The following is a 26,574-nucleotide window of genomic DNA, read 5'->3' on the forward strand; positions in this document are numbered from 1 at the left end:
GGGGAATCTCCTTCAGTTGTTCTTCGGCGACCGGGCTGAGGTGCCATGTGGAAGCCGGTGTTTTTCCATGAGCCTGTAGAGCGAAACCCGGGAAATTCTCAGCAGCCTTGCGGCGGCGGAGACGTTGTTGTGGGCAAGGGCAAGGCTGACTGAGATGGCCTGGCGATCCGCCCGGGAACGGAAAGCGTCGAGAGACAGCTCGGTGTTCCGCTCCGGACGATCAGAGGGCGCCACTGCAAACCCCATATCCTCTGCTTCGATCAGACGTCCCTCGCCCAAAAGCAGGGCCTGGCGTAACCGGTTCTGCAACTCCCTCAGGTTGCCTGGCCAGGGGTGCTCGGCAAGACAGATAACCGTGTTGTCGCTGAGTTGGCGGGCTCTGTTGATCGACGGCGTGGTCGAGAGTATCCGGTTGGCCAGTATGGGAATGTCTTCCTTCCGGTCCCTGAGTGGAGGCAAAAGCACCCGCAGGCTTCCAAGCCGGTAGAACACATCACTCCGGAAGGCGCCGGTCTGTACCAGGTCTTCCAGGGGGAGGGTGCTCGTGGCGATGAGTCTGACGTCAACGCTGATGGCGTGATTGGCACCCAGGCGCTCAATCACGCCCTCCTGGAGGAAACGCAGAATGGCGGATTGCTGTTCCAGGCACAGTTCGTCAACACCGATCAGCAAAAGGGTTCCTCCGTTGGCCGCTTCAATTCTGCCTTTATGGGTATTCAGTGCATGTGTGAAAGCGCCTTTCTCATGGCCAAAGAGCTCATTCTGTGTGAGGGAGCGGGGCAGGGCTGCACAGTTCACGACGACCAGGGGTTTGTTTTTTCGGGTAGATTGGTGGTGAATGTATCTGGCGGCTGCCTCTTTACCGGTGCCATTCTCGCCATAGACGATGACCGGCTCATCGGTGCGGGCGAATTTCTGCAACAGGGTCCGGACCTGCTGAATAGCCCGCGATTCGCCTTCCAGGGCAAAGTTATGGTAACACCCCGGGTTTTTGGGGGATGTTCGGGATTGCAGTTCAGACATGCCCCAGAGGTGGCCCAGAATGGCGTTCAACCGGTCCATGTCGAGGGGGAGTGTGTGATAATCCCTGCAGTAGCGATTGACCAGATCACAAATGTCCGGGTCGTGAATCTGGTGGGGCTCAAGCGTGGCGACCCAGTGCTGTACAGGCATTGCATTGAGCCAGTCGGGTACGTGCACCAATTGATCATCGGGCAGGGCGCCAAGATCGAAAACGCCAACTCGCCCCTCGGGACTTCCGCCGGTCTTCGATTCGTTGTAGGGCCGGCCGGAGATTGCAGCATGCACAATCTGCCAGTCCCTGAGCAAAGGCTCGCTGGCAGCGAAACTCGGGTACACCGCTGACAACCAAACGAGCGGTCGTTTTTCCTTCATGGCGACTCTCCCGGAGAATGTGCCCGGAAAACGAACTGCTGGACGTTCAGTAAATGCTGGTAATACCGGAACTGCTCGATCCGATCACTGCCCTGTGACCGCAAACGGCTTGGGGGAAACAGGTAAAAAAACTCCTGCTGGCGCACATTCAGGTTGTGTGCCAGTTTATACACTCGTCGACCTTTCAAAAGGTTAGGGCCGACGGGGTCTGTCATCCTGAGTGTCCTGTAAAGTTTGCCGACACTGCTCGTAAACCAAGGGGCAAGTGCCAAAGGAATGGAGGTACTGTGAGCGCCAGTCAGGCTATTGTTTTTTCCATACTGGGAATGGCCCTGGTGCTGTTCGTCTGGAATCGAATCCGGTTCGATCTGGTCGCCCTGCTGGCGCTTCTCGCCGTCGCCATCGCCGGGATCGTGCCGGCGGATCAACTATTTGATGGCTTTGGCCACCCGGCGGTCGTGACTGTGGCTGCGGTTCTGGTGATCAGTCAGGGGCTGGTCAACGGCGGTGTGGTTGACCGGTTGGCCCGCTTGCTGGGCAGGGTCGGACACCGGCCGACCCTGCAGGTATTGATGTTGACCGCCGTTGTGGCCGTGTGCTCGGGCTTTATCAACAACGTCGGAGCGCTTGCTCTTTTAATGCCGGTTGCTGTCTGGATGTCCCGGGAAGCGGCGCGTTCGCCCTCCCTGCTTCTGATGCCCCTGGCGTTTGGTTCCCTGTTGGGAGGAACCATAACGCTCATCGGTACGCCCCCGAACATCATCATCGCCAGTTACCGGGAAGCCGGTTCCTTCGGCATGTTCGATTTTGCACCGGTGGGCCTTGCAATTACTCTGGTAGGCATCGCCTTTATCTCGCTGCTCGGATGGCGTCTGACCCCGAGGCGAGGCAAGCCCGATGATGGCGGCAAGTTGTTCAGTGTCGGGGATTATGTCACCGAGCTTCGGGTTCCGGACGACTCCTCGCACGTTGGCGCAACCCTTCATGGCCTGCTGACAAGCGCCGACGCGGAACAGGATGTGGTGGTGCTTGCCCTGATCAGGAACGACAAGCGGTCGTTGGCACCATCGACATTTTCGGTTCTCCGGGGCGGGGATCTCCTGCTGGTGGAGGCGGATACCGACGCGTTGCAAGAATTCCTGGACAGCACGGGTCTGGAGTTGGCGAACGTTGACGCTGCGCCAAAGGACGAACCGGAAAGCGATAACGATGTGGAAGAGGCGGATGCCCGGTCAGAGAAATCGCTGTCCGAAGGTGACGTGCGGTTGATTGAAGCCGTGATTACGCCGGATTCAGGTCTAATCGGAAAAACCGCCAATCGGCTCAATCTCCGCGAACAGAACGGTCTCAATATTGTTGCCGTTGCCCGCCAGGGGCAACGGCTGAAACGCCGCCTTGGCGACATTCGCTTCCAGACCGGTGACATCCTCCTGGTCCAGGGGCAGGAGGACGGGCTGGGTGCCACGCTACAGAGCCTGGGTTGTCTTCCGCTGGCGGAGCGAGGGCTCCGGTTCGGGCGGGAACGAAACGGGCTGTTGGCGGGTGGTCTGTTCGTGGCTGCCATCACTCTGATCGTTCTGGGCTGGCTGTCGCCGCCGGTCGCTCTGGTTTCCTGCGCAGTCGCCATGGTTCTTGGCGGTGTTCTCAGCAACCAGGAAGCCTACAGGGCCATCGATTGGCCCATCATCGTTCTGCTGGCGGCCATGATTCCGGTGGGGCAGGCTCTCGAAACCACCGGTGGTGCAGAGCTGATGGCTTCCTGGATGCTGATGCTCGGCTCCGGCGGTGATTCCTGGATGGTCATTACGATGGTTCTGATGGGCACGATGTTACTGTCGAATGTGGTAAACAACGCAGCGGCAGCCATACTTGTGGCGCCCATTGCCCTGAGCCTTTCAGGTCAGTTGGACATAGCCTCCGACGCCATGCTGATGGCAGTGGCGGTAGGTGCGTCCTGTGCCTTCCTGACGCCCGTGGGTCACCAGTCCAATGCACTGGTTATGGAGCCCGGTGGCTACCGGTTCGGTGATTACTGGAGACTCGGTTTGCCACTGTCTGTGCTGGTAACGCTGGTGGCCGTCCCTGTCATTCTGATGGTCTGGGCATGAGTCCGTTTAACCCGGTTCTGAACTCTCTGGTATGCTGATGTACCGGTATGACGATGAGTGGTTGACGAGATGACAGCGATTGAGCACATCGATCAGGCAAAGGAGGAACTGCTGGATCAGCTTGAATGGACGCGGAAGCGTACCGAAACTCTTGTCTGTTCTCTTCCGGAGTCGGCGCTGGACGTTCCCTATCATCCGGGCGTTAATCCACCCTTGTGGGAGATGGGCCACGCTGCCTTTTTCTACGAGGTGTTCGTGTTCAACCTGCTGGATGGCACGCCCAGCCATGATCCTTCCATGGACGATCTCTGGGACTCGTTCCATATCGAGCACCGGGATCGCTGGAACCGGGAGCTGTTTCCCGGGCGACAGAAAACCCTCGAGTACTTCAAGCTTATCTATGATCGCGTTGCTGAACGGATCGAAAAAGAGCCTTTGACCGACCAGGCCCGTTACCTGTACCGCTACGCGATCTACCACCAGAACATGCACATCGAGTCGATGATCTGGTGCCGCCAGACTGTCGGCTACCCGGCACCGACGGGCACCGATCTTTACCGGCCGGCACCGGGCGATCCACATGGGGGAGACGCGGTAGTTCCGGCAGGGGAGTGGCTGATCGGAATGCCGGGTGAGTCAGAACGTTATGCCCGTGAAGACTTTGGCTTTGATAATGAAAAGCCACGGTTTACCGTGAAGCTGGAGTCGTTCGCCATTTCGAAATGCCTGGTCAGCAATCGCCAGTTCATGGAGTTCGTCGAAGACGGTGGCTACCGACGACCCGAGCTCTGGTCTTTTGGTGGGCAGAAGTGGCTGCAGACCGAAACCGATGTGGCCCTGGTTCATGGCAGTGACGAGCCCATGTTTCGGGCGCCCCGTCATCCGTTGTACTGGCGCTGGCACGATGACCAGTGGCAGGAGCGTCTGTTTGATCGCTGGCAGCCCCTGAACCCGGATGCACCAGTCACCCATGTGACTTTCTGGGAGGCGGAGGCCTGGTGCCGCTGGGCAGGGCGTCGTCTGCCGACGGAGTATGAATGGGAAGTGGCAGCCCTTGGCAATCGACCGGGCGAGCCATTCCGGCACTTTCCCTGGGGCAACTCGACACCGGATGAGCGTCTGGCTGATCTGAACGGGCGCGCCATGGCCCAGAATCCGGTATTTGATTTTCCCGATGGTGACAGCCCCTTTGGCTGCCGCCAGATGACCGGCACGGTCTGGGAGTGGACCTGCGATCAGTTCCTGCCTTACGACGGTTTCAAGGTGGATATGTACCCGTTCATGTCGACCCTTCAGTTCGGTGATCACAAGGTCACCAAGGGTGGCGGTTGTGCAACATCATCCTGCCTGATCCGGGGTACCTATCGGCAGGCCTATTTGCCCCTTCGCAATGATGTGTATACGGGGTTCCGGACGTGTGCACTGGAAGAGGACTAGCCTGTTCGCTGCGGCTGCAGGCCAGACTAGTCGGATTTCCCGCTAATCAGGGATGGCCTGGCCGGCTTTTTGTCCAGTAGGTGGCTGGCCAGGGCAACACCGGTTTCGCTCATGGTCAGGTAGGTATCATCGGCACCGGCTTCGCAGATTTGCTTTGCTTCATCGGCATACAACGTGTGCGCCACAATATAGCCCTTGAACCCCAGCTTTCTGAGCATTCGTGCGGCAATCAATTTGCCCTCGATATCGCTCATCGCCAGAATGACTGCCTCCACGGAAGGCATGTGCAGCCCCTCCCAGAAAGTCGTGTCCTCGGCATCAGCGAAAACCGCATTCCGACCCTCTTTCTGGTGTTTCTCAACTTTTGCGGGATCTGAGTCCAGCCCCATCAGATGCTGGTCGGAGTCTTTCAGCCAGTCGTAAGCGGCGGTTCCGGTGCGGCCCATGCCCATGACCAGAATGCGCGTGTTACCCAGCGAGATCGGTTGCTCGTCGGGATGGCGTTTGTGACTTTCAAATCTTCCCAGTCGATGGCCTATGCGCTCGAAGAGTGGGTGTGCAAACCGGTTCAATGGCGCGGATATAACGAATGACAGAGACACAGTAATTGCCAGAGGCACGAGCCATTCAGGCAAGGCCACGCTGGCAACAATCAACCCGAACTCGCTGTAGTTGGTCAATGACAGGGCCGAGAGGAAGCTGCTTCGCGAACGCAGCCGGAATAGAATAAGCAGGAAGAAGAACAGGATGCCTTTCAGGGGCAGTACCAGTGCTGCGATTACAGCAAACATGATCGCTTCCTGGTCCGGCAGACCTCCGATTCCGATTTGCAGGAAAAATCCCACAAGGAATACTTCCTTCACGCTCCAGAGGGATTTGGCGAGTTCCTGGGAGCGGGGATGGTTTGCCAGCATGGCACCAAAAACCAGTGCGCCCAACTCCGAGCTGAGGCCAACAGCCTCAAAGCCAAGACCGCCGACAACGAGCGCTAGCAGCAGCCCGAGCAGCACCAGCAGCTCGTCGTGCCCACTGGCGTCCAGCAGTTTGAAAAGGATAGGGCGAAGGAGGGGCAGCCCGAAAACAATCAGTGCCCACTCGGACGGTGTTTTCCCGGCCGCCAGGCTCATGACGACCAACGCGATCAGATCCTGCATGATCAGGATGCCGATGGCGACCCGACCGTGGAACGCCCGCAGTTCCCGCTTGGATTCGAGCACCTTGGCTGCCAGCACGGTGCTTGAGAAGGACAGGGCAATGGCCAGCATGAACGCCGTTGACCATCCGATATCCATCAGCAGGTACAGTCCCGGTGTAAACACGGCACAGGTAATCCCGAAATGCAGCAGACTTCCGCCGATTACCTCCGGGCTGACGATAGAACGCAGCTTCAGCTTCAACCCTACCGTAAACAGCAACAGGAGCACGCCCAGGTGCGCAATGTGCTGGAGAACGTCGGTCTCCTCGATCACAACTCCGGTTGCCTCGGCTATGCCACTGAGCACAAAGCCGGCAGCCAGGTAGCCGACAAGAGGGGGAAGGCCGACAAGCTTGACCAGCAGGCCAAGACCGAAGGCAAAGGTGATCCAGATCGCTTCAGGCATGGGGTATCAATTCAGGCGTCAAAAACACAGTGGTTGCTAGGCTACCTTGTTTTGCTGTGCCCTTGTAGTCGCTGAAGGTGGAATGGGGGAACTTTTGGCGGCGTCGGCCTCATCGAGCCGGCTGGCCGATAAAGTTCCGGAACAATTCTGCGGATTCAGCAGGGGCCTCCACCATCGGCGCGTGGCCAATGCCCTCCATCAGCTCCAGCCTGGCGTCCGGTATGGCTTCTGCGAATACCTCACCGTTCCGGTAGTTGATCACCCGGTCTTCCTTGCCCCAGATGATCAGGACCGGGGCCCGGATCCGGGTGATGGCATCGCGGAAGTCCTGCTCAAACCCGGCATCACGAATGGCTGCAAAAATGACCTCGTTGACTTCCCGATTGGCAATGGCCCGCTCTTCCATTACGCCCATGATCGGCCAGGGTACGAAGGGCTCTTTCTCAAGCGCAAACTCCATGAGTCGTTCGAAGTCACCGCGCTTCTTTGGAATCAGGGGGTTGTCCCCCTCCATCACCAGATCCACCAGTTCGCTCTCGTAATCCAGAATGCCCGCAGGGTCGAACAGTACTGCCGATTTTACTTTGTCGGGATGGTTGGCGGCATACAGGGCGGTAATTGCCCCACCCATGGAGTTGCCCATGATGTGGGCATCGTTAACGGAAAGCGCATCAAGAATCCGCGCGACGTAGCCAGCCTGATCTTCCAGGCGATAGCCGATATCCAGCGGCTTGCTGCTGTCACCATGCCCGGGCAGGTCGATCGCGTAGACATTGAAATCGTCGGTCAAGTGGCCGGCCAGACGGGTCCAGTTGTCCTTGTTGGCCCCGAAGCCATGGATCATCACAATGGTGTCGCCATTAACCCTCTGGTGATTTCTCAGGTAGGCAATGTCCAGATTGCCGACAGCCACTGTATTCGCCTCCAGGCCCGCAGAGGAGCGTTCCAGCCCGATGGCCGTCTCGTAAATGCCCTGGCGTGAGCAGGCGCTCAGAAGCAGCGAGACAGTCAGTACGAGAAGCAGATTCAGGGTTAACGGGCGTTGCATCAGGGGGCTCCTTTCGGTCGGCTTGTCGGCATCCGTTGCGAGGCGTTTACATTACCCCATAAAAAAGCCCGGTCAATGACCGGGCTGCGTTTTCGCGTACTGGTTCAGGCCAGGCGTCAGGACTGCTCGCGGGCAATGGCCCGGAAAGCGATGTCTTTGCGATAGAAAGCACCATCCCACTGGATCCGTGAGGCCAGTTCGTAGGCGCGTTTCTGGGCTTCGGTGACGGTGCTGCCCAGGGCCGTGGCGCAGAGCACACGGCCGCCGTTGGTGACCACCTGGTCACCGTTGAGGCGGGTACCGGCGTGAAACACCTTCTCGCCCTCGGTCTCGGTTTCCGGCAGACCGGAAATCACATCGCCCTTGTTGTAGCTGCCGGGGTAACCACCAGCGGCCAGGACGATACCCACGGAAGCACGGTCGTCCCAGTCGGAGGGGCACTGCTCGAGCTTGCCATCAATGGCCGCGTCACACAGTTCCACCAGGTCCGACTTCATCCGCAGCATGATCGGTTGGGTTTCCGGGTCACCGAAGCGGCAGTTGAATTCGATCACCTTCGGGGCACCGCTGTTGTCAATCATCAGGCCGGCGTAGAGGAAGCCCTTGTAGGGGTGGCCCTCGGCCGCCATGCCGCGCACAGTAGGGTATATCACTTCGTCCATGATCCGCTGATGCACGTCGGCAGTGACCACCGGAGCCGGCGAGTAGGCGCCCATGCCGCCGGTATTGGGACCGGTGTCGCCATCACCCACCCGTTTATGATCCTGGGAGGTGGCCATGGCCAGCACATGCTCGCCATCCACCATCACAATGAAGCTGGCTTCCTCGCCTTCGAGGAATTCTTCGATGACCACGCGGCTGCCGGCATCACCGAACGCATTCCCCGCCAGCATGTCGCGAATCGCGTCTTCGGCCTCTTCCAGGGTCATGGCCACGATCACCCCTTTGCCGGCGGCCAGGCCGTCGGCCTTGACCACGATCGGAGCGCCCTGCTGGCGAACGTAAGCCAGAGCCTCGTCCACGTCGGTGAAGTTGCCATAGCCGGCTGTCGGGATCTTCTGGCGGGCCAGAAAATCCTTGGTGAAGGCCTTGGAGCCCTCCAGCTGGGCAGCGCCGGCGCTCGGGCCGAAGACCCGCAGGCCACGCTGCTCGAATTTATCCACGATGCCTGCCACCAGCGGCGCCTCGGGTCCGACGATGGTAAGCCCGACATTGTTGGTGGCGGCGAAGTTGGCCAGGCCGTCCAGATCCATCACATCGATATCGACATTTTCCAGGCCCGTTTCCTGTGTCGTGCCGGCGTTGCCAGGGGCCACAAATACACGGTCTGCCTTGGGGGACTGTGCGGCTTTCCAGGCCAGGGCATGTTCACGGCCGCCGGAGCCAATAACGAGAATATTCATGTTCGTAATCCCTCAGTGCCGGAAATGACGCATGCCGGTGAAGACCATGGCAATGCCGTGTTCGTTGGCGGCATCGATCACTTCCTGATCGCGCATGGACCCGCCGGGCTGAATAACGGCGGTAATGCCAGCCGCTGCGGCGGCGTCAATGCCGTCCCGGAACGGGAAGAAAGCATCGGAAGCCATCACCGAGCCTTTCACTTCCAGGCCTTCATCGGCGGCCTTGATGCCGGCAATCTTGGCGCTGTAGACCCGGCTCATCTGGCCGGCGCCCACACCGATGGTGCGACCGGCCTTGGCGTAGACAATCGCATTGGATTTAACGTACTTCGCCACTTCCCAGGCAAACAGCAAGTCATTGAGTTCCTGCTCTGAAGGCTGGCGTTCGGTTACCACCTTAACGTCTTCCATGGCCACCATGCCCAGGTCACGGTCCTGCACCAGCAGGCCACCCGTGACCCGCTTGTAGTCCATGGAGCGGGCACGATCACCGTCAAACTCACCGCAGGCCAGCAGGCGCACGTTCTTCTTGGCTGCGACCAGTTCCACGGCCTCTGGTGCGATAGTGGGAGCAATGATCACTTCCACGAATTGACGGTCGATGATGGCCTTGGCGGTCTCCGCGTCCAGCTCCCGGTTGAAGGCAATGATGCCGCCGAAGGCCGACGTGGGATCGGTGGCGAAGGCCAGATCGTAGGCCTGACGGATATCCGCGCCGATGGCGACGCCACAGGGGTTGGCGTGTTTGACGATCACGCAGGCGGGATCAGCGAAGGGCTTCACGCATTCCAGGGCGGCATCGGTGTCGGCGACGTTATTGTAGCTCAGCTCTTTGCCCTGGAGCTGTTTGGCCGTGGCCACGCAGGCTTCCTTCGGGTTGCGCTCGGCGTAGAACGCGGCGCGCTGATGCGGGTTTTCGCCATAACGCATGTCCTGGACCTTCACGTACTGCGCGTTGAAGGTGCGGGGGAAATCAGCGTTGTCGTTGTCCGGCGTGCGGCCGCCCAGGTAGTTGGCAATGGCGCCGTCGTAGCCGGCGGTGTGCTCAAACGCCTTGACCGCCAGATCAAACCGGGTGCTGTAGGTCAGTTGGCTATCGTTGGCATCCAGCTCTTTCAGAACCCGGCTGTAATCGGAGGCGTTCACCACGATGGCGACGTCGTTGTGGTTCTTGGCGGCGGCACGAACCATGGTCGGCCCGCCGATATCAATATTTTCAATGGCGGTCGGCAGGTCGCAGTCCGGGTTCGCCACGGTTTCTTCGAAGGGGTAGAGATTGACCACGACCATATCGATGGGGCTGATGCCATGCTCGGACATTACCGCATCGTCGGTGCCCCGGCGACCAAGAATCCCACCATGGATCTTCGGGTGCAGGGTTTTTACCCGGCCATCCATCATCTCGGGAAAACCGGTGTAGTCAGAGACTTCCGTTACCGGGATGCTGTTTTCTTTCAGGAGCCGGTAGGTGCCACCGGTGGAGAGCAGCTCAACGCCGCGTTCAGTCAGGGCTCGCCCGAAATCGACGATGCCGGTTTTATCACTCACGCTGATCAGGGCGCGACGGACGGAGGTGTTAGCCTGGTTTGCCATGGGTTACTTTCTTCGCTGGAGATGAACGAATAAGGGCCTCGCGAATGGTGTCCGGGAGGCCCTCTTCAAATCAGGGTGTCTGGATTATAGCAGACCGTACTGCTTCAGCTTCTTGCGCAGGGTCCCTCGGTTCAGGCCAAGCATGGTGGAGGCCTTGGTCTGGTTGTTGCGGGTGTATTTCATCACCTGCTCCAGCAGCGGGGCTTCTACTTCCGAAAGTACCAACTGGTAGACCTCGGTCACCGGAGCGCCGTCCAGTTGGGCGAAGTAGTTTTTCAGGGCAACCTCAACGCTGTCGCGCAGGGTGACGGTGTTGCCGCTGCTGTTCACCGTCTGCAACTGATGGATATCATCGTTGGCCGGGGTGCTCAGGTTGTCGTTTGCCAAAGTCTCAGCGCTCATGCTGCGAATACCTCTCCATTTCGTAAGCCTGCAAAATACTGTTGAATCGTGTCTCTCTGCTCCAGTGCATCGTCGATGGCGTTGAAGCGTTTGCGGAACTGTTTACCCGGATCGTGGGACTGCAGGTACCAGCCCACATGTTTTCTGGCAATGCGCACACCCATGGTTTCGCCATAGAAGGCGTGCAGAGCCAGGAGATGCTCGGTCAGGATATCCTCAACCTCATCCAGCTCCGGTGCGGCCATGTGGCTGCCGGTTTCCAGGAAATGCCGGATTTCCCGAAAAATCCAGGGGCTGCCCTGGGCGGCACGGCCTATCAGCAACCCATCGGCCCCGGTGTGGCGAAGCACGTCCCGGGCTTTCTCCGGCGATGTAATATCCCCATTGGCAAACACCGGAATGCGGATGCGGGACTTCACATCGGCGATGGTGTCGTACTCGGCGTTGCCCTCGTATTTATCCGCACGGGTCCGGCCATGGATGGCAACAGCCTGAATCCCGGCGTCCTCCGCCATCCGGGCGATGACCAGTGCATTGCGATTGTCCCGATCCCAGCCGGTGCGCATTTTGAGGGTAACGGGGACATCAACCGCCTGAACCACCGCCTCAAGAATGTCGCGAACCAGGGCTTCATCTTTCATCAGGGCAGAGCCGGCCGCCTTGTTACAGACCTTTTTGGCCGGGCAACCCATATTGATGTCGATGATCTGGGCGCCAAACTCTGCGTTCTGGCGCGCGGCGTCGGCCAGCATCTGCGGATCGCCGCCGGCAATCTGCACCGAGCGGGGCTCCGGCTCACCTTCGTGATTCAGGCGTGTCCGGGATTTGCGCGTATGCCAGAGCTTGCTGTCCGCTATGACCATCTCCGATACCGCCAGACCGGCACCCAGCCTCCGGCACAAAAGCCGGAATGGCCTGTCCGTTACGCCTGCCATGGGCGCAACAATCAATGGATTCGGCAACGTGTACGGCCCGATTTTTGCGGTTGGCAGCATGATCTGAGTCCGTGTCACAGCGGGTTAAGCAAAGGTCGGGTCTGAGCGGTTGTTCAATAAGTAACCGATCCAGCATCCGAAGGGCGGTAATGATACCGCCGGGTGGGCCATGATTGAAGGGGCAGGGCCGTGAAAAAACTGACTATTTTTCACCCTTTCTGGTTGACTTTTGTTCTGTGCGATGACCATCGACAATGGCTGTCGAGTAAACACTCGCTTACCAGATTACGGTGCGTGGGGGCGGAACAGGATATTGTAGTTGACCGCGTCGCGGCCAGGATCCCGGATGTTAATGGCAATTCGTACGGGCGTGTCCGTCGGCATGGAATCCAGCTCCTTGCCTTCTCCGGCAAGGTATTCATCCGGGGTAAACAGACTCTGGGCCACCACATCGCCGTTCAGGTTGGAGAAGGTCAGCGCAATGGCCGGGAACGGTTGCTCGAAATCCGCGCGGTTAATGATCACGGCATCGACGACCAGCTGGGAGCGATTGTCCGGATCGGTCCGCACCACGAGCTTCCGGCTCTGTATGGCTTCGACATTGATTAGTGGCTTGAGATCGCAGCCGGCCAATTCGCAGCCTTTCTCGTAAAACGGGCGCAACTCCGGGATGGCTGACAGGCGGTCGAACTGGAACCAGGTGACCTGGGCAACGAGAACGCCTATCAGGGCGAGCACAATAAGGCTCCATACCATGGTCCGGATACCGCCTCTGCCGGAATCGACGGCAACGGGGTCTCGGCGCAGGTCCCGGAAGGGTGGGTCGGCATGGAAGGTGTCTGCCGGTCTATCCGGCTCATCGAAATCGAAGCCGGATTCGTTCACAAAGTCATCGAAAGGATCGGAATCTTTGGCCGGCCGGGTGCCAGTGGAAGAGGGTGTTTCGGTCTGCTCGAACACCGGTTCTTCTTCGAGGCTGAGCTCATGGTCGGGTTCCGGCCTGGCTTCAGGTTCTGGAGCCGGTTCCTCTGGTTCTTGTTCAGGGGCCGGTTCGGGGTGCTGGGTGTCAGAAGGTTTCCTCTGGGCTGGCTCGTCATCCTGCAAAATGGCTTCTGCCCAGCTTTCATCGACATCCTCGTTGGGGTTGTCGGTATCCGCGTCTTTATAGTCCGCTTCGTCTCGTTCGTCGAAGCTGCGGAAGCTGTCACTGAGTTCGTCGTCGGAGAAGGTCAGCCTGGTGCCGGCATAACGGCCTTCTGCGGCATCTTCTTCAGGGTTGTCGGCAAAGACGAAATCCTCTTCGCTGAGGCCCTGGTCGGAAGTGGCCGAAGGTGTTGCTTCGTCCGCGGGTTTCTCAGATGCGGGAGTTGTTTGTGATTTCTCGCCACCGCCCGGGATGATCTGGTGTTCGATGGCATTGAACACGTTCATGCAGTTCCCGCAACGTACCTTGCCCTTGGCAATGCCAAGCTGTTCATCGGTTACCCGGAAACGGGTCTGGCAATTCGGGCACTGTGTCTGCAGGCTGCTCTGGGTCATGCTTCTTCCTGAAAGCGACTAGGCTACGAGTGTCGGAGTTTAGTCGTAAAGACCGAATTCGTCATCTGTCGTGACGCCGTCCTGTGAGGCGTATCCACTCTTCCCTCTGCTCGGGCTCGTCCATCACGAACCAGGGTTCGTAAGCCGCCATCACCTCCCGGGCCTGACTGGACAGAATGCCGGACAGCACCAGGTCACCGCCGGGCCTGGTCCTCGAGGCAAGGTGGGGTGCGAGGCCGATCAGGGGCTGAGCCAGAATATTGGCGAGCATGACGTCGGCGCAGGTGTCGGGTTCGTCGTCTGGCAGATACAGGTCCAGCTTGCTGTCATCGACGCCATTTCGGCGCGCGTTTTCCCGGCTGGCTTCCAGCGCCTGTGGATCGGTATCGACGCCAATCACATGGTCTGCACCGAGTAACAGGGCGGCCAGGCCAAGAATGCCCGAGCCACAGCCATAATCGATGACCTGTTTGTCCCGAACGTCCTGCCCATCAAGCCATTCCAGGCACAGGGCCGTGGTGGGGTGAGTCCCGGTGCCGAAGGCGAGGCCGGGATCCAGCATCAGATTGGCGGCGCCAGGGTCCGGAGCCTCATGCCAGCTGGGAACGATCCAGAGCCGCTCACCAAATTTCAGGGGCTGGAAATCGTCCATCCAGGCCCGCTCCCAGTCCTTGTCTTCAACCAGCGTCACTTCGATGTCGGGAAGCGCCTGCTGGGTTTGCTGATGCCAGGCATCCCGGATATCGGCGCAGAGCTGTTCGATGTCCCGGCCGGATTCGAATAATCCGGTGACGGTGGTCTGGCTCCAGAGAGGGGTGGTACCCGGGTCGGGCTCGTACAGGGGCTGGTCTGCGGCATCTTCCATGGAAACGGCGTCGGAGCCCATTTCCATGAGCAGATCCTCCAGCTGATCCGCATTGTCCGGATCAGCCGGGATCTGGAGTTGAATCCAGGGCATGATTAATCCCGCATCAGTTTCTCAAGGTAGTGGATGGTGAAGTCTACCTGTTTAAAGCCACCATCGCGTACCAGTTTCCGATGCAGGGGCTGGTTCGTCTTGATCCCCTCGACCACCAGTTCATCCAGCGCGTTCTTCATACGACGCCGGGCAATGTCCCTGTCATCGCCCCAGGTGATCAGTTTTGCCACCAGGGAATCGTAGTACGGCGGGACCGTGTAACCGCTGTAAAGATGCGAATCCACCCTTACGCCGTTGCCGCCCGGTGCATGGAAGTGCTTGACCTTGCCAGGGCTGGGCACGAAGGTCTTGGGGTCTTCGGCGTTAATCCGGCACTCCATGGCGTGGCCCGAAATCCGGATATCATCCTGCGTGTATTGCAGCGGCAATCCACTGGCAATGCGCAGCTGCTCGCGAACAATATCGACACCGGTCACCATCTCGGATACCGGGTGTTCGACCTGGACCCGGGTGTTCATTTCGATGAAATAGAACTCTCCGTCCTGATACAGGAATTCGAAGGTGCCGGCGCCCACATAACCGATTTCCTTGCAGGCATCCGTACACGCCTTGAGGGTGCGCTCCCGGGACTCCGGATTGATGTTCGGGGCAGGAGCTTCCTCTATCACCTTCTGGTTCCGGCGCTGCATGGAGCAGTCACGGTCGCCCAGATGAATGCAGTTGCCGTGCATGTCGGCAAGCACCTGGACTTCCACGTGCCGTGGGGTTTCCAGAAATTTCTCAAGATATACGGTGGGGTCCCCAAAGGCGTTCTTGGCTTCACTCTGGGTAATCTGAACCCCTTTCAACAGAGCCGCCTCGGAATGGACGACCTGCATGCCACGGCCACCGCCGCCGGAAGCGGCCTTGATCATCACCGGATAACCGATTTCCCGGGCAATCCGAAGGGTCCGCTCTTCATCATCATCCAGCGGCCCGTCTGAGCCCGGTACCGTCGGGACGCCGGCCTTGATCATGGCGTTGATCGCCGACACCTTGTTGCCCATCAGGCGAATGGTTTCGGCCTTGGGCCCGATGAACCGGAAACCGCTCTTTTCGACCTGCTCGGCAAAATCGGCGTTCTCGGCGAGGAAGCCATAGCCGGGGTGGATACCCACGGAATCGGTTACCTCGGCGGCGCTGATGATGGTCGGGATGTTCAGGTAGCTGTCGGTCGCGCTGTTGGGGCCGATACAGACAGACTCGTCGGCAAGACGAACGTGCATCAGGTCTCGATCAACCTGGGAATGCACTGCCACGGTCTTGATGCCCAGCTCCTTGCACGCGCGCAGAATCCGGAGGGCAATTTCACCCCGGTTTGCGATCAGAACTTTCTCTAACATGGCCATGAGTAGCTATCACCGCGTTCAGGAAATGACGACCAGGGGCTGGTCAAACTCTACCGGCTGGCCATTCTCGACCAGGATATCCTGGATTGTGCCGCTCTTGTCGGCCTCAATCTGGTTCATCATCTTCATGGCTTCCACGATGCAGATGACATCACCCACGTTGACGGTCTGGCCAACTTCCACAAACGCCTTGGCGGTGGGGGATGGCGAGCGGTAGAAGGTTCCCACCATGGGCGATTTGACGGTATGGCCGGACGGCCCTGCTGGCGCAGAAGGCTCTTCGGCGGCCGGGGTGGACGCTGTCGGGGCCGGAGCTGGAGCTGGATGCTGGGCAGGCGCCGGGTAGTGGCTCACGTACTGGGTGCCGGCTGCCGGCTCGCGGCGGCGGGAAATGCGTACCGAATCGTCGGCTTCATGAATCTCCAGCTCCTCGACATCAGATTCCTCGAGCAGCTCAATCAGTTTCTTGATTTTGCGAATATCCATAGTCTGTCCAGTCCCGTTTTGTCAGGTCTATCGGTGAATGCGTTTGAGGGCCGCCTGGAGTGCGAGGTCGTACCCCTGGCTGCCCAGCCCACAGATAACGCCTTCGGCGATATCCGAGAAATAGGAGTGATGCCGGAACGGTTCCCGTGCATGCACGTTGGAAAGATGCACTTCAATAAAGGGTATTCCCGAAGCCAGCATGGCATCCCGCAGGGCAACGCTGGTGTGGGTGAAAGCCGCCGGATTGATGATGATGAAATCCACGCCTTCTGCCCGGGCCTCGTGAACCCGTTCAATCAGTTCATATTCGGCGTTTGATTGCAGGTGCAGCAGGTGGTGACCCTGTTCTGCCGCCTGTGACCGCAGCCGGTCGTCGATATCCGCCAGTGTCTCGTAACCATAGACCTCAGGCTCCCGGGTGCCGAGCATGTTGAGGTTGGGGCCATGGAGCACGAGAATTGTCGACATGGTTCTGTCTGCCTTGGTTTTTTACAGGATCGCCGAACTTAACGGCATGTTCCCCCAATGGTGCGTGCTTGTTTTGTTCAGATCAACACTTTTTGACAATCTTCCCTGTTGTCCATTGGTCGTAAAAAGACGGCAAATGAATCGAAACGGGATCTTTCCGCTGATGACAATCATTGTCGTGAACGGCGGCCCGAACTTCTATACGACGTTGGTTTCATAAAAGGTAGCAGCCGGGCAGGGCCTGAGCCATGCCCGGCGAAGAATTGTCCGGTGAGTTTTGCGGGGGAGGAAAGGGCCGGGACGGCCCGGGATCAGGAATCGGCCAGGGTCACGCAGTTGCGGCCCTGTTCCTTGGATGTGTAGAGCGCACGGTCTGCCCGCTCACACAAAGCCTGTGACGTTTCATCGTTCCAGGCCGCGATACCGCAACTGAACGTGACGTTGAATTCCCGGTCGCCCGCCGGTTGCTGTAGCTCCGAAAACCGCTCCCGGATTTCGTTCAGAACGTTCCGGGCATCGCTCAGGCGGGTGTTCGGAAGAATAATGGCGAATTCCTCGCCGCCATAGCGGCCAATGTGATCGGTCTTGCGCAGGCGTTGCTTGAGGAACATGGACAGGCTCCGCAATACCCGGTCGCCGATCGGATGGCCAAAAGTGTCATTCACCTTCTTGAAATAGTCGATGTCGATCATGGCAAAGCACAGAGACTGGTCTTTCTGGCGTGCCCGGACAATTTCCTGATCCAGCAGGTGCAGGGTGTGGGTGTGATTGAATAGACCGGTCAAACTGTCGCGGATCATGAGTGCAAGCAGTGACCGTGCCCGCCGCCCACGGTTGTGGATGGTCGCAATCAGGTGTTTCGGGTCGATCGGCTTGGTCAGGAAGTCGTCGCCGCCAAGGCTCATGGCGTGGAGCTGTTTGGTAACGTCTTCTTCCGCAGACAGATAAATGATGGGTACGCTGTGGAAGCGATCCTGCTGGCGGATCACCCGGGCAATTTCCATGCCGGTGCAGCCGGGCATATACATGTCGAGAATGATGATCTCCGGCGAAAATTCCTCCAGGGCATGAATGATTTGCATCGGGTCGGTGATGATATGGGCGGTCATGCCCGCTTTCTTCAGCACCGTTTCCATGTATTTGGCCTGGGCCCGGGAGTCATCCAGTACCAGCACCTTGTAAGGCTCCACGGTATTGCCGTGGGTATAGGTTTCAATCTTTTCAATGAGCTGGCCCGGGTCAACAGCGGGATAGAAGAACTCTTCTCCGCCGCAGCGGGAGGCCTGCAAGCGGGTCTCTATGGAACCGTCCTCGTCGCTCATGAAAATGATGGGAATAGGCGTGTCGTGGCGTTCCTGAAGGCGTTCTATGGTGGTAATGCCGGCATTGGGCGTGCCGCCAAAGTTGACGTCGACCAGAATGGTTTCCGGCTTGTGGAGCGCGCAGGCTTCTGTCAACTCTTCCGCGGTGGCGAAAGCCGAGGCTCGGAAGCCAAAAAACTCCAGCTGTCGGATAAGTCGCCCTGCCATTTCCTGGTTGGCCAGGGCGATGTAGACCGGGGTGCGCCGAAACTGGTGGGGTGCTTCCGAACTGTTAAGGTCAGTCCTGCGCAACGTACTCTGGGACAGGGTTTCGATGGCATCCTGCAGCTTTCTCTCCAGGCTCTCGTCCAGCGCCGCCCCGGATTCCCACTGGTTGATCAGTTCAAGCGTGGCCTGGCCGGCCCTGGCGTGGCTGTCCATCTCGAAACGCTGGGCGTAGCGCACCAGTTTGTCAGCAGCGGCCGCGAACTCGCTGCGATGGGCGGCTGCCTTGTCCCGGTCTTCGTGAATTTTTTGCCAGGTGTCCAGAACAACCCGGGCCTGGGTGGTTACACGGCGTGCGAAATGCTGCCTGAGTTTTTCTTTCTGGCTTTCGTCGTTCATGTTGCTCGGGCCTGTCTCTTTTTCGTTATTGGTCGTCCTTCCCCGGTGCGGACGATTTTTCAACCTTAGTCCTTTTGCAGAGTCTATAGTGTTTAATGTTGTCGGCGTAGGTTGCGCACTGTAAATGTTTGTCAACTCTGCGGTGCAGGTCACAATCACCTGGCCGGCTGGCTCACGGCCAAACCGGAGAAGCTCCCCATGGCAAGGAAGCAAATCCCCATAAACCGGAAGCAGCAGGGCGTGGTTACCCTGCGAACGATGCTTCTGGTGCTTACTGGCAGTTTGCTGGTAACCCTGCTGGTGGCGGTATTCATTACCAGCTACGGGTACTTCCGGGATTATGTCTCGGACCAGCTGGCTGGTCACGCCCGTGATGGGGCCACGGCCATCGGGTTATCCCTGTCCAATGCCATCGACGGTCGAGACCCGGTGGCGTCCGCCTCACTGGTTGATGCAGTGTTCGACAGCGGGCGATACCTGTCGGTCAGCTATCTGAACCATCAGGATGAACAGATTGCCGGACGGGCCATGACGCTCAACGAAGTGGCTGTGCCCGCCTGGTTCCGCACCTTTGCCGACCTTCCCCTGCCGGTTGCCGAAGCGGAGGTGGTCCGTGGCTGGAGTCGTCTGGGGACCGTGCAGGTGATCAGCCATCCCGGTCGCGCCTACGAGGACCTGTGGCGAATCACCATCGGACTGACCGCAAGTACCGCTATCATTGGCGGTATTGGACTGTTTGCGGTCTTTATGCTGCTTCGGCGTACCCTGCGCCCGCTCCACGCCCTGGAAGATCAGGCAAAGGCCCTGGGTCAGAGGGACTTCAGGAAACGGGTGTCCATCAAGTCGACCCGGGAGATCAACCAGGTGACCGACGCCATGAACCAGATGGCGGATGACCTGGGGCAGTTGTTCGAGGGGCAGGCCCGGCTTATCCAGCATCTTCGCAGGGTCAATAACGAGGATGCGGTGACCGGGCTGGCCAGCCGCAGTGCCTTTGATCAGCGGCTGAAAGTGGAAGTGGAATCTGAAGAGAAAGCCGCGCCGGGGGTCCTGATACTGATTCAGTTGGCCGATTTTTCCGGATACAACCAGGCGTATGGACGAAGCGAGGCAGATCGTCTGCTTTTGCGGGTGGCGAGCGTGATTACTGATTTTGTGATGCAGCATGCTGGCGCTTTTGCCGGGCGCCGAACCGGTGCCGAGTTTGCTGTTTTTCTGCCTGGTGTCATGCCTGCCGACGCCGGTGTCTGGTGTCGGCAACTGGTGAATGATCTGGACGGAGTGTATGCCGATCTTGCCTCGCCCATGGATACCGCTGTGCATGCAGGTCTCGCCAAGACCCTTGATGGCCGAGGTGCCCGCGATCTCATGGCTGCTGCGGATGAGGCCCTGCGCGCTGCCCAGAGCAGGAACGAAACAGGCTGTCATCTTGCCGATCCCGAGAAGGATGGCCACCATAACCTGGAAACCTGGCGGGTGATCATCAGTCAGGCCATCCGCAAGCAAACGCTATCGCTCTGGCTGCAGCCGATGGTCAACGAGGGCAGGCTCATGCCTGTCTATCATCAAGTGTTCTCCCGTATTAATTCGGCTGAGGGTGTCCTGAAAGCGGGCACTTTCGTGCCCATGGCCGAGCGGTTCGGGCTGATTTCAGATATTGATCGCCTGCTGGTCCAGCGGGTGCTGGAGCGCCTGAAGGATTGGCCTGATCAGCCGTTGGCCGTATCGCTCGGCAATGCTTCTGTAGCCAGCGAGGGGTTCCGTGCCGATTTGCTGGCACAACTGCAGCAGGCCGGTCCACTGGCCCGTAATCTGTGGGTCGGAATCTCCGAGCAGGCCATCCATCATCACCGTACGGCTGTGGGCCTGTTGGTGAGGGCGATGGGGCGCCTGGGAGTTCCGGTGCTGGTTGATCGCTTTGGTGTTGGGGGCGTGCCGTTCAGCTACCTGAGAAATCTGAGGTTTCAGGCATTGCGTATCGATAACAGCTTTATTCACGACATCGACTCCCACGAAGATAACCGGTTCTATCTTGAATCGGTTGTGGCCATCGCCCACAGTCGGGGCGTGAAGGTGTTCGCCACAGGAGTGGAAACTGCCGCGGAATACTCGGTACTCTGTAAGCTGGGTATCGACGGAGCCATGGGTTACCATCTGGGCCGGCCGTTTGCCGCTGACAATCAACAGACAGGGGATTAAAAGTCATATGCCAGGCAAAATCAGACAGTACTTCAGGGACAAGAAAGACGATGTTCAGGATTATGCCGGCGGCAGTGGTGTGATCGGTAAACTGGTGCTGGCGCTGATCGTGGTGTATTTGCTGGTGGCACTGGTGCTTGGCATGTACTGGAGCAGTGAACCCGATGCTTTCTCGGTACGCGAGCACACCCGCTCGGTTGCCAACGCCATGGAGCGGGAGCCAATCACCGGATTTGCAACCACCGCAACCATGATTCGTGTCGCGGAAACCCTGTTGGACAAGCCGGGTGGTTACATCTCCAACGATATTTTCCCCCCGGGATTGTGGCTGGATAACATGCCCAACTGGGAGTACGGCGTGCTGGTTCAGCTTCGTGACCTGTCTCGTGCCATGCGGAAGGACATCAGCCGTTCCCAGAGTCAGTCAGCGGAAGATCCGGACCTCATCATCGCTGAGCCCCAGTTTCACTTTGACAGCGAAAGCTGGGCGATTCCGTCCACCGAGGCCGAATACCGGCGCGGTATTACGGCGTTGAAGCGATATCTGGACCGGCTATCCAGCCCGGAACAGGCCAGTGCCCAGTTTTTTGCCCGTGCCGACAACCTCAACAACTGGTTGGCGGATCTGGAAACCCGCCTGGGCAGCCTGTCCCGAACCCTGGGGGAGAGCGTGGGCAAAGCCTCGGTGTCTGATGCCGTGGCCAATCTGGACCCTGATAATCCGTTGGATGAAGACGTCAGTGGGGAAGATGTGAAAACACCCTGGACGAAAATTGACGATGTTTTCTACGAGGCCCGTGGCAGTGCCTGGGCGCTGTTGCACATCTTCCGGGCTATCGAGGTGGATTTCCGCAAGGTGCTTCTGGACAAGAACGCCATGGCGAGTGTGAAACAGATTATTATTGAGCTTGAAGGGACCCAGGGTGATATGTGGAGCCCGGTGATTCTCAATGGCAGCGGCTTTGGCGTGCTGGCAAACCACTCGTTGACCATGGCCGCCTACCTTTCCCGGGCCAATGCGGCGATCAGTGATATGCGGGATCTGCTGTCGAGGGGCTGAGGGCCGGCAACGTGATTGCCGAACACAAAAAAACCGGGCGCGATGCCCGGTTTTTTTATGCCATGGAAACTCTGGATCAGCCTTTATAGGCGTTTACGGAATCCATGATGGCTTTTCTGGCGGCGTCGGCGTTATCCCAGCCCTGTACCTTCACCCACTTGCCCGGCTCAAGGGTCTTGTAGTTCTCGAAGAAATGCCTGATCTGGTCGCGCAGCAGCTCGGGCAGGTCGTCGATTTCCTTGACGTCGTGGTAGGTGGTGGTCAGCTTGTCATGGGGAACCGCAACCAGCTTGGCATCGCCACCGGCTTCGTCTTCCATGTTCAGGACACCCACCGGGCGGCAGCGAATCACGGAGCCGGCCTGGATCGGATAGGGGGTAACAACCAGAACATCCAGGGGGTCGCCGTCGTCAGCCAGGGTGTGGGGGATGAAGCCGTAGTTGGCCGGGTAGAACATCGGGGTCGCCATGAAACGGTCTACCAGCAGGGCGCCCATGTCTTTGTCCAGTTCGTACTTCACCGGGGAGCTGTTGGCCGGGATTTCGATGGCAACGTAGATGTCTTCAGGCGGGTTTTTGCCTGCGGGGATGTTGTCGAATTGCATGTGCGATCCTTCCTGGTACGTTAAAGGTACGTTTAACTGCGGTTAAAAAGTGGGCGCAATTATACGGGAGTATCCTGCAGTTCGAAACTAAACCTTGGTCGTTGGTTTTTGACTATGTGGCCGGTCTTGGTAGGTCTTTCATTCTGGTGCAAGCAGCTATCTGGAAGGGCCTTCCGAAAAACGCCCGTGAATACGTCCATGTAGGGCTCGGTCGCGCCATCCTTGGCGCCCCCCAATCTGGCAGGCTGGGTCAGAACCAGAGAGCACGATCGAAGCCAGCGGGCTAGAGCCTGATCTGCTTGGCAATGAGCTCCTTCATGATCTCGGTGGTGCCGCCGCCAATCGAGAGGATCTTGGCATCCCGGTAGAGGCGCTCGACCACAGTTTCCCGCATATACCCCATGCCGCCGAACAACTGAACCGCTTCCCGGGTAACTTTTTCGCAGACATCCACCGAGAAGTTTTTGGCCATGGCCACCTGCTTGATCGGGTTCTTGCCGGCCTGCATCAGGGCCGCGCAGCGGTAAGTATATTCCCGGGCCACGTCGATCTGGGTGGCCATGTCCACCAGTTTGTGGCGGGTTACCTGGAAACCGGCAATGTTGCGGCCAAAGGCCTTCCGCTGCTGGGTGTAGTCAAGAGCCGCCTCGTAGGCGAGTTGGGCGGTCATGTAGGCCATGATGGAAAGGCTCAGGCGCTCGGCCAGGAAGTTGCTCATGATAGCGATGAAGCCGGCGTTTTCCGCGCCGATCAGGCGGTCCGCCGGGACACGGCAATCCTCGAAGAACAGCTCGGCGGTATCGCTGGCCCACCAGCCCATTTTTCGCAGTTTTTTACCCGTGGAGAAACCGGGCATGTCCCGGTCGATGAGTAGCAGGCTGATGCCGCCGTGGCCTTCGCCACCGGTGCGCACGGCAACTGTGTAGTGGTCGGCGCGCATGCCGCTGGTGATGAAGGTCTTGCTGCCGTTGACGATGTAATGGTCGCCGTCCCGGACTGCCCGGGTTTTCAGGTTGGCCACATCGGAACCACCGCCGGGTTCGGTAACGGCGAGGGCGGCAATCTTTTCGCCCCGCAGAACCGGTGGCACGATCTGTTCCCGGATTTCCTTCTTTGCCCATTTGGCGACCGGCGGCAGTCCGATATCCAGGGAACCGAGACCAGCCACCAGACCGCCGGAGGTGGAGCGCATCAGCTCTTCGGAGACAGCCACTTTGAGGAAAATGTCGCCTTCCCCAATGCCGCCCAATGCTTCGGGAAAACCAATGCCCAACAAACCTGCATCCCCGGCCTTCTTGTAGAGATCCCGGGGAAATTCACCCGCTTCTTCCCAGTCGTCGATATGCGGCAGCACCTGGGTTTCGATGAATTTGCGGGCGGTCGCGCGGACCTGCTGGTGGGTTTCGTTGAAGTAATCGGACACGGTGTGAAGCTCCCTCTGATCGGAATCAATGCAGAGCAGTGTCGCCCAAATGTCGCTACCAAGCAAGCGCTTGGTTTACGGTCTGCCAGGCAATAAAAAAGCTGGCCCGAAAGGCCAGCTTCGACAGTCGAGGAGCGACAGGGAGTCGGTTAGGCGCCTTCGCTCGAGATGCTCTTCACGCCGTCTTTGGTTCCCAGCAGCAGAAGATCCGCGCGGCGGCGAGCGAACAGCCCGTTCGTGACCACTCCGACGATGTTGTTGAGTTGCTCTTCCACGTAGATCGGACGCGAAATGTCCATGTTGTGGACATCGATAATGATGTTGCCGTTATCGGTTACAACGCCTTCCCGGTAAACCGGGTCGCCGCCGAGCTTCACGATTTCCCGGCCAACATGGCTGCGGGCCATGGGTATGACTTCCACCGGCAGCGGGAACGCCCCCAGAATGCCGACCATCTTGGAATCGTCGGCGATGCAGATGAACGTTTTGGCTACCGCCGCCACGATCTTTTCCCGGGTCAGTGCGGCACCGCCGCCCTTGATCAGCTCGAGGTGCTCGTTGGTTTCGTCGGCGCCATCCACGTAGAACTCCAGTTCACCTACGCTGTTAAGGTCGTAGACAGGGATGCCGTGGCTTTTCAGGCGCTCCGCTGTGGCTTCGGAGCTTGCCACCGCCCCGTCAAAGTCGTTTTTAAGTTCAGCGAGCATGTCGATAAAGAAGTTGGCGGTGCTCCCGGTGCCAACACCGATCACGCTCTCGCGTTCAAGTCGGGGCGCGATGTGGTCAATGGCGGCCTTGGCGACGGCTTTTTTCAGTTCGTCCTGAGTCATGGGAAGCTCCCTTCGAGATTCTGGCTGGATAATCGCTCATTATAGCGCTTCCGGGCGGTCTGCTTATAGACGGCTACCGTGCAAACTTTCTACACTGTGGGTTTTCCCAGCCGAACATCAACCGAAACCAACCAAAAAGCCGGAACTGCTATGCCGCAACGCTACATCAAGAAGATTCTCGATGCGCGCGTCTATGACGTGGCCATCGAAACACCCCTCACTGAAGCCCGTAGTCTGTCCAAGCGCTTTGGCAACAATATTCTGCTCAAGCGTGAAGACCTTCAGCCGGTGTTCTCCTTCAAGATTCGCGGTGCCTATAACCGGATTGCGCAGTTATCCGAGGAACAGAAGGCCAAAGGTGTGATCTGTGCCTCGGCCGGCAATCATGCCCAGGGTGTTGCACTGGCAGCCAAGAACCTGGGAATCAAGGCGGTGATCGTGATGCCCCAGACCACGCCCGAGATCAAGGTGCGTTCGGTGCGGGATCATGGTGCCAAAGTGGTCCTGAAAGGCGACGCTTTCGACGAAGCCGCAGCCCATGCCCAGGAGCTGATCCAGAAACACGGCTACACCTACATTCCACCCTACGATGATCCCGATGTGATCGCCGGCCAGGGCACGGTGGCCATGGAAATCATGTGGCAGTTCAGCAAACCGATCCACGCGATTTTTATCTGTGTTGGCGGGGGCGGGCTGATTGCCGGCATGGCCGCTTACATCAAGTACCTGCGCCCGGAAATCAAGGTCATCGGCGTTGAGCCCGAGGACTCCAACTGCCTGCAGGCTGCCATGAAGGCGGGCAAGCGTGTGGTACTGGACGAAGTGGGTATCTTCGCCGATGGCGTGGCGGTCAAGCAGATCGGCAAGTACCCCTGGGAGATCTGCAAGGACTACGTGGACGAAGTGATCACCGTGTCCACCGACGAAATCTGCGCTGCCATCAAGGATGTGTTCGAGGACACCCGCTCCATCGCCGAGCCGGCCGGTGCCCTGGGCGTGGCGGGCATCAAGAAATACATCGAGCGTGAGAAGGTTGAGGGTGAAAACCTGATTGCCACCCTCAGCGGTGCCAACATGAATTTCGACCGCCTGCGCTACATATCCGAGCGCACGGAGGTGGGCGAAAAACGTGAAGCAATCCTGGCCGTGACCATTCCGGAGAAACCGGGCGCGTTCAAAACCTTTATCAACGCTCTGCACAAGCGCAGTATCACTGAATTCAACTACCGCTACGCCGATGCCACCAACGCCACGATTTTCGTGGGCATCCAGATTGCGGCGGGTGGCCACGGCCGCGAGGATCTGGTGCAGGAGCTTCGCGAGAGCGGCTATTCAGTGGTCGATCTGACCGACAGCGACCTGGCCAAACAGCACATTCGCCACATGGTGGGGGGGCACGCGCCGACCATCACCAATGAGAAAGTCTTCCAGTTCGAGTTCCCGGAGCGCCCCGGTGCGCTGCTGAAGTTCTTGATGTCCCTGGGTACCCGATGGAACATCTCCATGTTCCATTACCGGAATCATGGCGCGGCCTACAGCCGTGTTTTGCTGGGGGCTCAGGTGGAAGATGACGAGGTTCAGGATTTCGAGAAAATGCTGGATAAGGTTGGCTTCCGCTATGAAAACATGACGGACAATGAGGCTTATCAGCTGTTTCTTGGGCAGGGTAACTCCCGGTCCTCCTAGCTCGTGAATTCAGTGCGGGAACCGGTTGGGGACACCCTTTCTGAAACACGCTCATGGCGGCACATCCATGTGTTGCTTGGGCTCCGCCCCTCAGCGCTTATTGCTCCTGCGTTGCGCTGAGGGTC

22 protein-coding genes are annotated in these 26,574 nt (G+C 58.7%); 5 read left to right on the forward strand and 17 right to left on the reverse strand.

The window, feature by feature from the left end:
• Positions 1-12: 12 nt before the first annotated feature.
• Positions 13-1,395, reverse strand: a complete 1,383-nt coding sequence (locus ACESMK_RS12650; RefSeq protein WP_372999143.1) for a sigma-54 dependent transcriptional regulator — start codon at positions 1,393-1,395, stop codon at positions 13-15.
• A complete protein-coding gene (locus ACESMK_RS12655) occupies positions 1,392-1,610 on the reverse strand; it encodes a hypothetical protein (RefSeq protein ID WP_372999146.1) in 219 nt (72 codons plus the stop codon). Before ACESMK_RS12655 ends, ACESMK_RS12650 begins: the two co-directional genes overlap by 4 nt.
• Positions 1,611-1,682: 72 nt before the next feature.
• On the opposite strand from ACESMK_RS12655, the gene ACESMK_RS12660 reads away from it, so the two are divergent.
• Both ACESMK_RS12660 and senA read left to right on the forward strand, forming a co-directional pair.
• Positions 1,683-3,503: an SLC13 family permease gene (locus ACESMK_RS12660; protein ID WP_372999149.1), complete on the forward strand. Its 1,821-nt coding sequence runs from the start codon at positions 1,683-1,685 to the stop codon at positions 3,501-3,503.
• 69 nt (positions 3,504-3,572) lie between these two features.
• Positions 3,573-4,940, forward strand: coding sequence for a selenoneine synthase SenA (gene senA, locus ACESMK_RS12665; protein ID WP_372999152.1), 1,368 nt, complete (start codon positions 3,573-3,575; stop codon positions 4,938-4,940).
• Between the two features lie 26 nt (positions 4,941-4,966).
• Here senA and ACESMK_RS12670 read toward each other — a convergent pair whose 3' ends face one another.
• From ACESMK_RS12670 to ACESMK_RS12725, 12 genes are all read right to left on the reverse strand, one after another.
• Positions 4,967-6,541 (reverse strand): cation:proton antiporter, encoded by a 1,575-nt coding sequence (locus ACESMK_RS12670; protein ID WP_372999155.1) that lies wholly within the window; start codon positions 6,539-6,541, stop codon positions 4,967-4,969.
• A gap of 109 nt (positions 6,542-6,650) precedes the next feature.
• A complete protein-coding gene (locus tag ACESMK_RS12675) occupies positions 6,651-7,589 on the reverse strand; it encodes an alpha/beta fold hydrolase (protein ID WP_372999158.1) in 939 nt (312 codons plus the stop codon).
• A 116-nt stretch (positions 7,590-7,705) separates the two neighbouring features.
• Positions 7,706-8,992, reverse strand: coding sequence for a phosphoribosylamine--glycine ligase (gene purD, locus ACESMK_RS12680; RefSeq protein ID WP_372999160.1), 1,287 nt, complete (start codon positions 8,990-8,992; stop codon positions 7,706-7,708).
• A 12-nt stretch (positions 8,993-9,004) separates the two neighbouring features.
• The gene (purH, locus tag ACESMK_RS12685; protein ID WP_372999163.1) at positions 9,005-10,585 is read right to left on the reverse strand and encodes a bifunctional phosphoribosylaminoimidazolecarboxamide formyltransferase/IMP cyclohydrolase; all 1,581 of its coding nucleotides are present in this window, start codon (positions 10,583-10,585) and stop codon (positions 9,005-9,007) included.
• A gap of 84 nt (positions 10,586-10,669) precedes the next feature.
• A complete protein-coding gene (gene fis / locus ACESMK_RS12690; RefSeq protein ID WP_008170934.1) occupies positions 10,670-10,987 on the reverse strand; it encodes a DNA-binding transcriptional regulator Fis in 318 nt (105 codons plus the stop codon).
• Positions 10,984-11,982 (reverse strand): tRNA dihydrouridine synthase DusB, encoded by a 999-nt coding sequence (gene dusB, locus ACESMK_RS12695; protein WP_372999166.1) that lies wholly within the window; start codon positions 11,980-11,982, stop codon positions 10,984-10,986. The genes fis and dusB overlap by 4 nt, the downstream gene beginning before the upstream one ends.
• A gap of 225 nt (positions 11,983-12,207) precedes the next feature.
• Positions 12,208-13,461 (reverse strand): DUF3426 domain-containing protein, encoded by a 1,254-nt coding sequence (locus tag ACESMK_RS12700; protein ID WP_372999169.1) that lies wholly within the window; start codon positions 13,459-13,461, stop codon positions 12,208-12,210.
• A gap of 61 nt (positions 13,462-13,522) precedes the next feature.
• Positions 13,523-14,419 (reverse strand): 50S ribosomal protein L11 methyltransferase, encoded by an 897-nt coding sequence (gene prmA / locus ACESMK_RS12705; protein ID WP_372999172.1) that lies wholly within the window; start codon positions 14,417-14,419, stop codon positions 13,523-13,525.
• A gap of 2 nt (positions 14,420-14,421) precedes the next feature.
• The gene (gene accC / locus ACESMK_RS12710) at positions 14,422-15,768 is read right to left on the reverse strand and encodes an acetyl-CoA carboxylase biotin carboxylase subunit (protein ID WP_372999175.1); all 1,347 of its coding nucleotides are present in this window, start codon (positions 15,766-15,768) and stop codon (positions 14,422-14,424) included.
• Between the two features lie 18 nt (positions 15,769-15,786).
• Positions 15,787-16,254, reverse strand: a complete 468-nt coding sequence (accB, locus tag ACESMK_RS12715) for an acetyl-CoA carboxylase biotin carboxyl carrier protein (protein ID WP_372999178.1) — start codon at positions 16,252-16,254, stop codon at positions 15,787-15,789.
• A gap of 27 nt (positions 16,255-16,281) precedes the next feature.
• Positions 16,282-16,722: a type II 3-dehydroquinate dehydratase gene (aroQ, locus tag ACESMK_RS12720; RefSeq protein WP_372999181.1), complete on the reverse strand. Its 441-nt coding sequence runs from the start codon at positions 16,720-16,722 to the stop codon at positions 16,282-16,284.
• Between the two features lie 311 nt (positions 16,723-17,033).
• Complete coding sequence (locus ACESMK_RS12725; protein WP_372999184.1) at positions 17,034-18,647, reverse strand: diguanylate cyclase; 1,614 nt, start codon at positions 18,645-18,647, stop codon at positions 17,034-17,036.
• Between the two features lie 198 nt (positions 18,648-18,845).
• Here ACESMK_RS12725 and ACESMK_RS12730 point away from each other — a divergent pair, with 198 nt between their 5' ends.
• Together ACESMK_RS12730 and ACESMK_RS12735 are read left to right on the forward strand one after the other, a co-directional pair.
• The gene (locus tag ACESMK_RS12730) at positions 18,846-20,846 is read left to right on the forward strand and encodes an EAL domain-containing protein (protein ID WP_372999187.1); all 2,001 of its coding nucleotides are present in this window, start codon (positions 18,846-18,848) and stop codon (positions 20,844-20,846) included.
• Between the two features lie 7 nt (positions 20,847-20,853).
• Positions 20,854-21,906, forward strand: coding sequence for a DUF2333 family protein (locus ACESMK_RS12735; protein WP_372999190.1), 1,053 nt, complete (start codon positions 20,854-20,856; stop codon positions 21,904-21,906).
• A 76-nt stretch (positions 21,907-21,982) separates the two neighbouring features.
• On the opposite strand, the gene ppa is transcribed toward ACESMK_RS12735, so the two are convergent.
• The 3 genes from ppa to rpiA all read right to left on the reverse strand — a co-directional run bounded on the left by ppa (position 21,983) and on the right by rpiA (position 24,763).
• Entirely contained in the window at positions 21,983-22,510 is a 528-nt protein-coding gene (gene ppa / locus ACESMK_RS12740; RefSeq protein ID WP_372999193.1) for an inorganic diphosphatase, read from the reverse strand.
• A 283-nt stretch (positions 22,511-22,793) separates the two neighbouring features.
• Complete coding sequence (locus tag ACESMK_RS12745; RefSeq protein ID WP_372999196.1) at positions 22,794-23,933, reverse strand: acyl-CoA dehydrogenase family protein; 1,140 nt, start codon at positions 23,931-23,933, stop codon at positions 22,794-22,796.
• Positions 23,934-24,082: 149 nt separating this feature from the next.
• Complete coding sequence (gene rpiA / locus ACESMK_RS12750) at positions 24,083-24,763, reverse strand: ribose-5-phosphate isomerase RpiA (protein WP_372999199.1); 681 nt, start codon at positions 24,761-24,763, stop codon at positions 24,083-24,085.
• Between the two features lie 96 nt (positions 24,764-24,859).
• Between rpiA and ilvA the strand changes: the two genes are divergently transcribed.
• On the forward strand, positions 24,860-26,449 hold the full coding sequence (gene ilvA, locus ACESMK_RS12755) for a threonine ammonia-lyase, biosynthetic (protein WP_372999428.1): 1,590 nt from the start codon (positions 24,860-24,862) through the stop codon (positions 26,447-26,449).
• Positions 26,450-26,574 lie beyond the last annotated feature (125 nt).

The sequence above is a fragment of the Marinobacter sp. genome, from assembly GCF_041687235.1.
Classification (GTDB): domain Bacteria; phylum Pseudomonadota; class Gammaproteobacteria; order Pseudomonadales; family Oleiphilaceae; genus Marinobacter.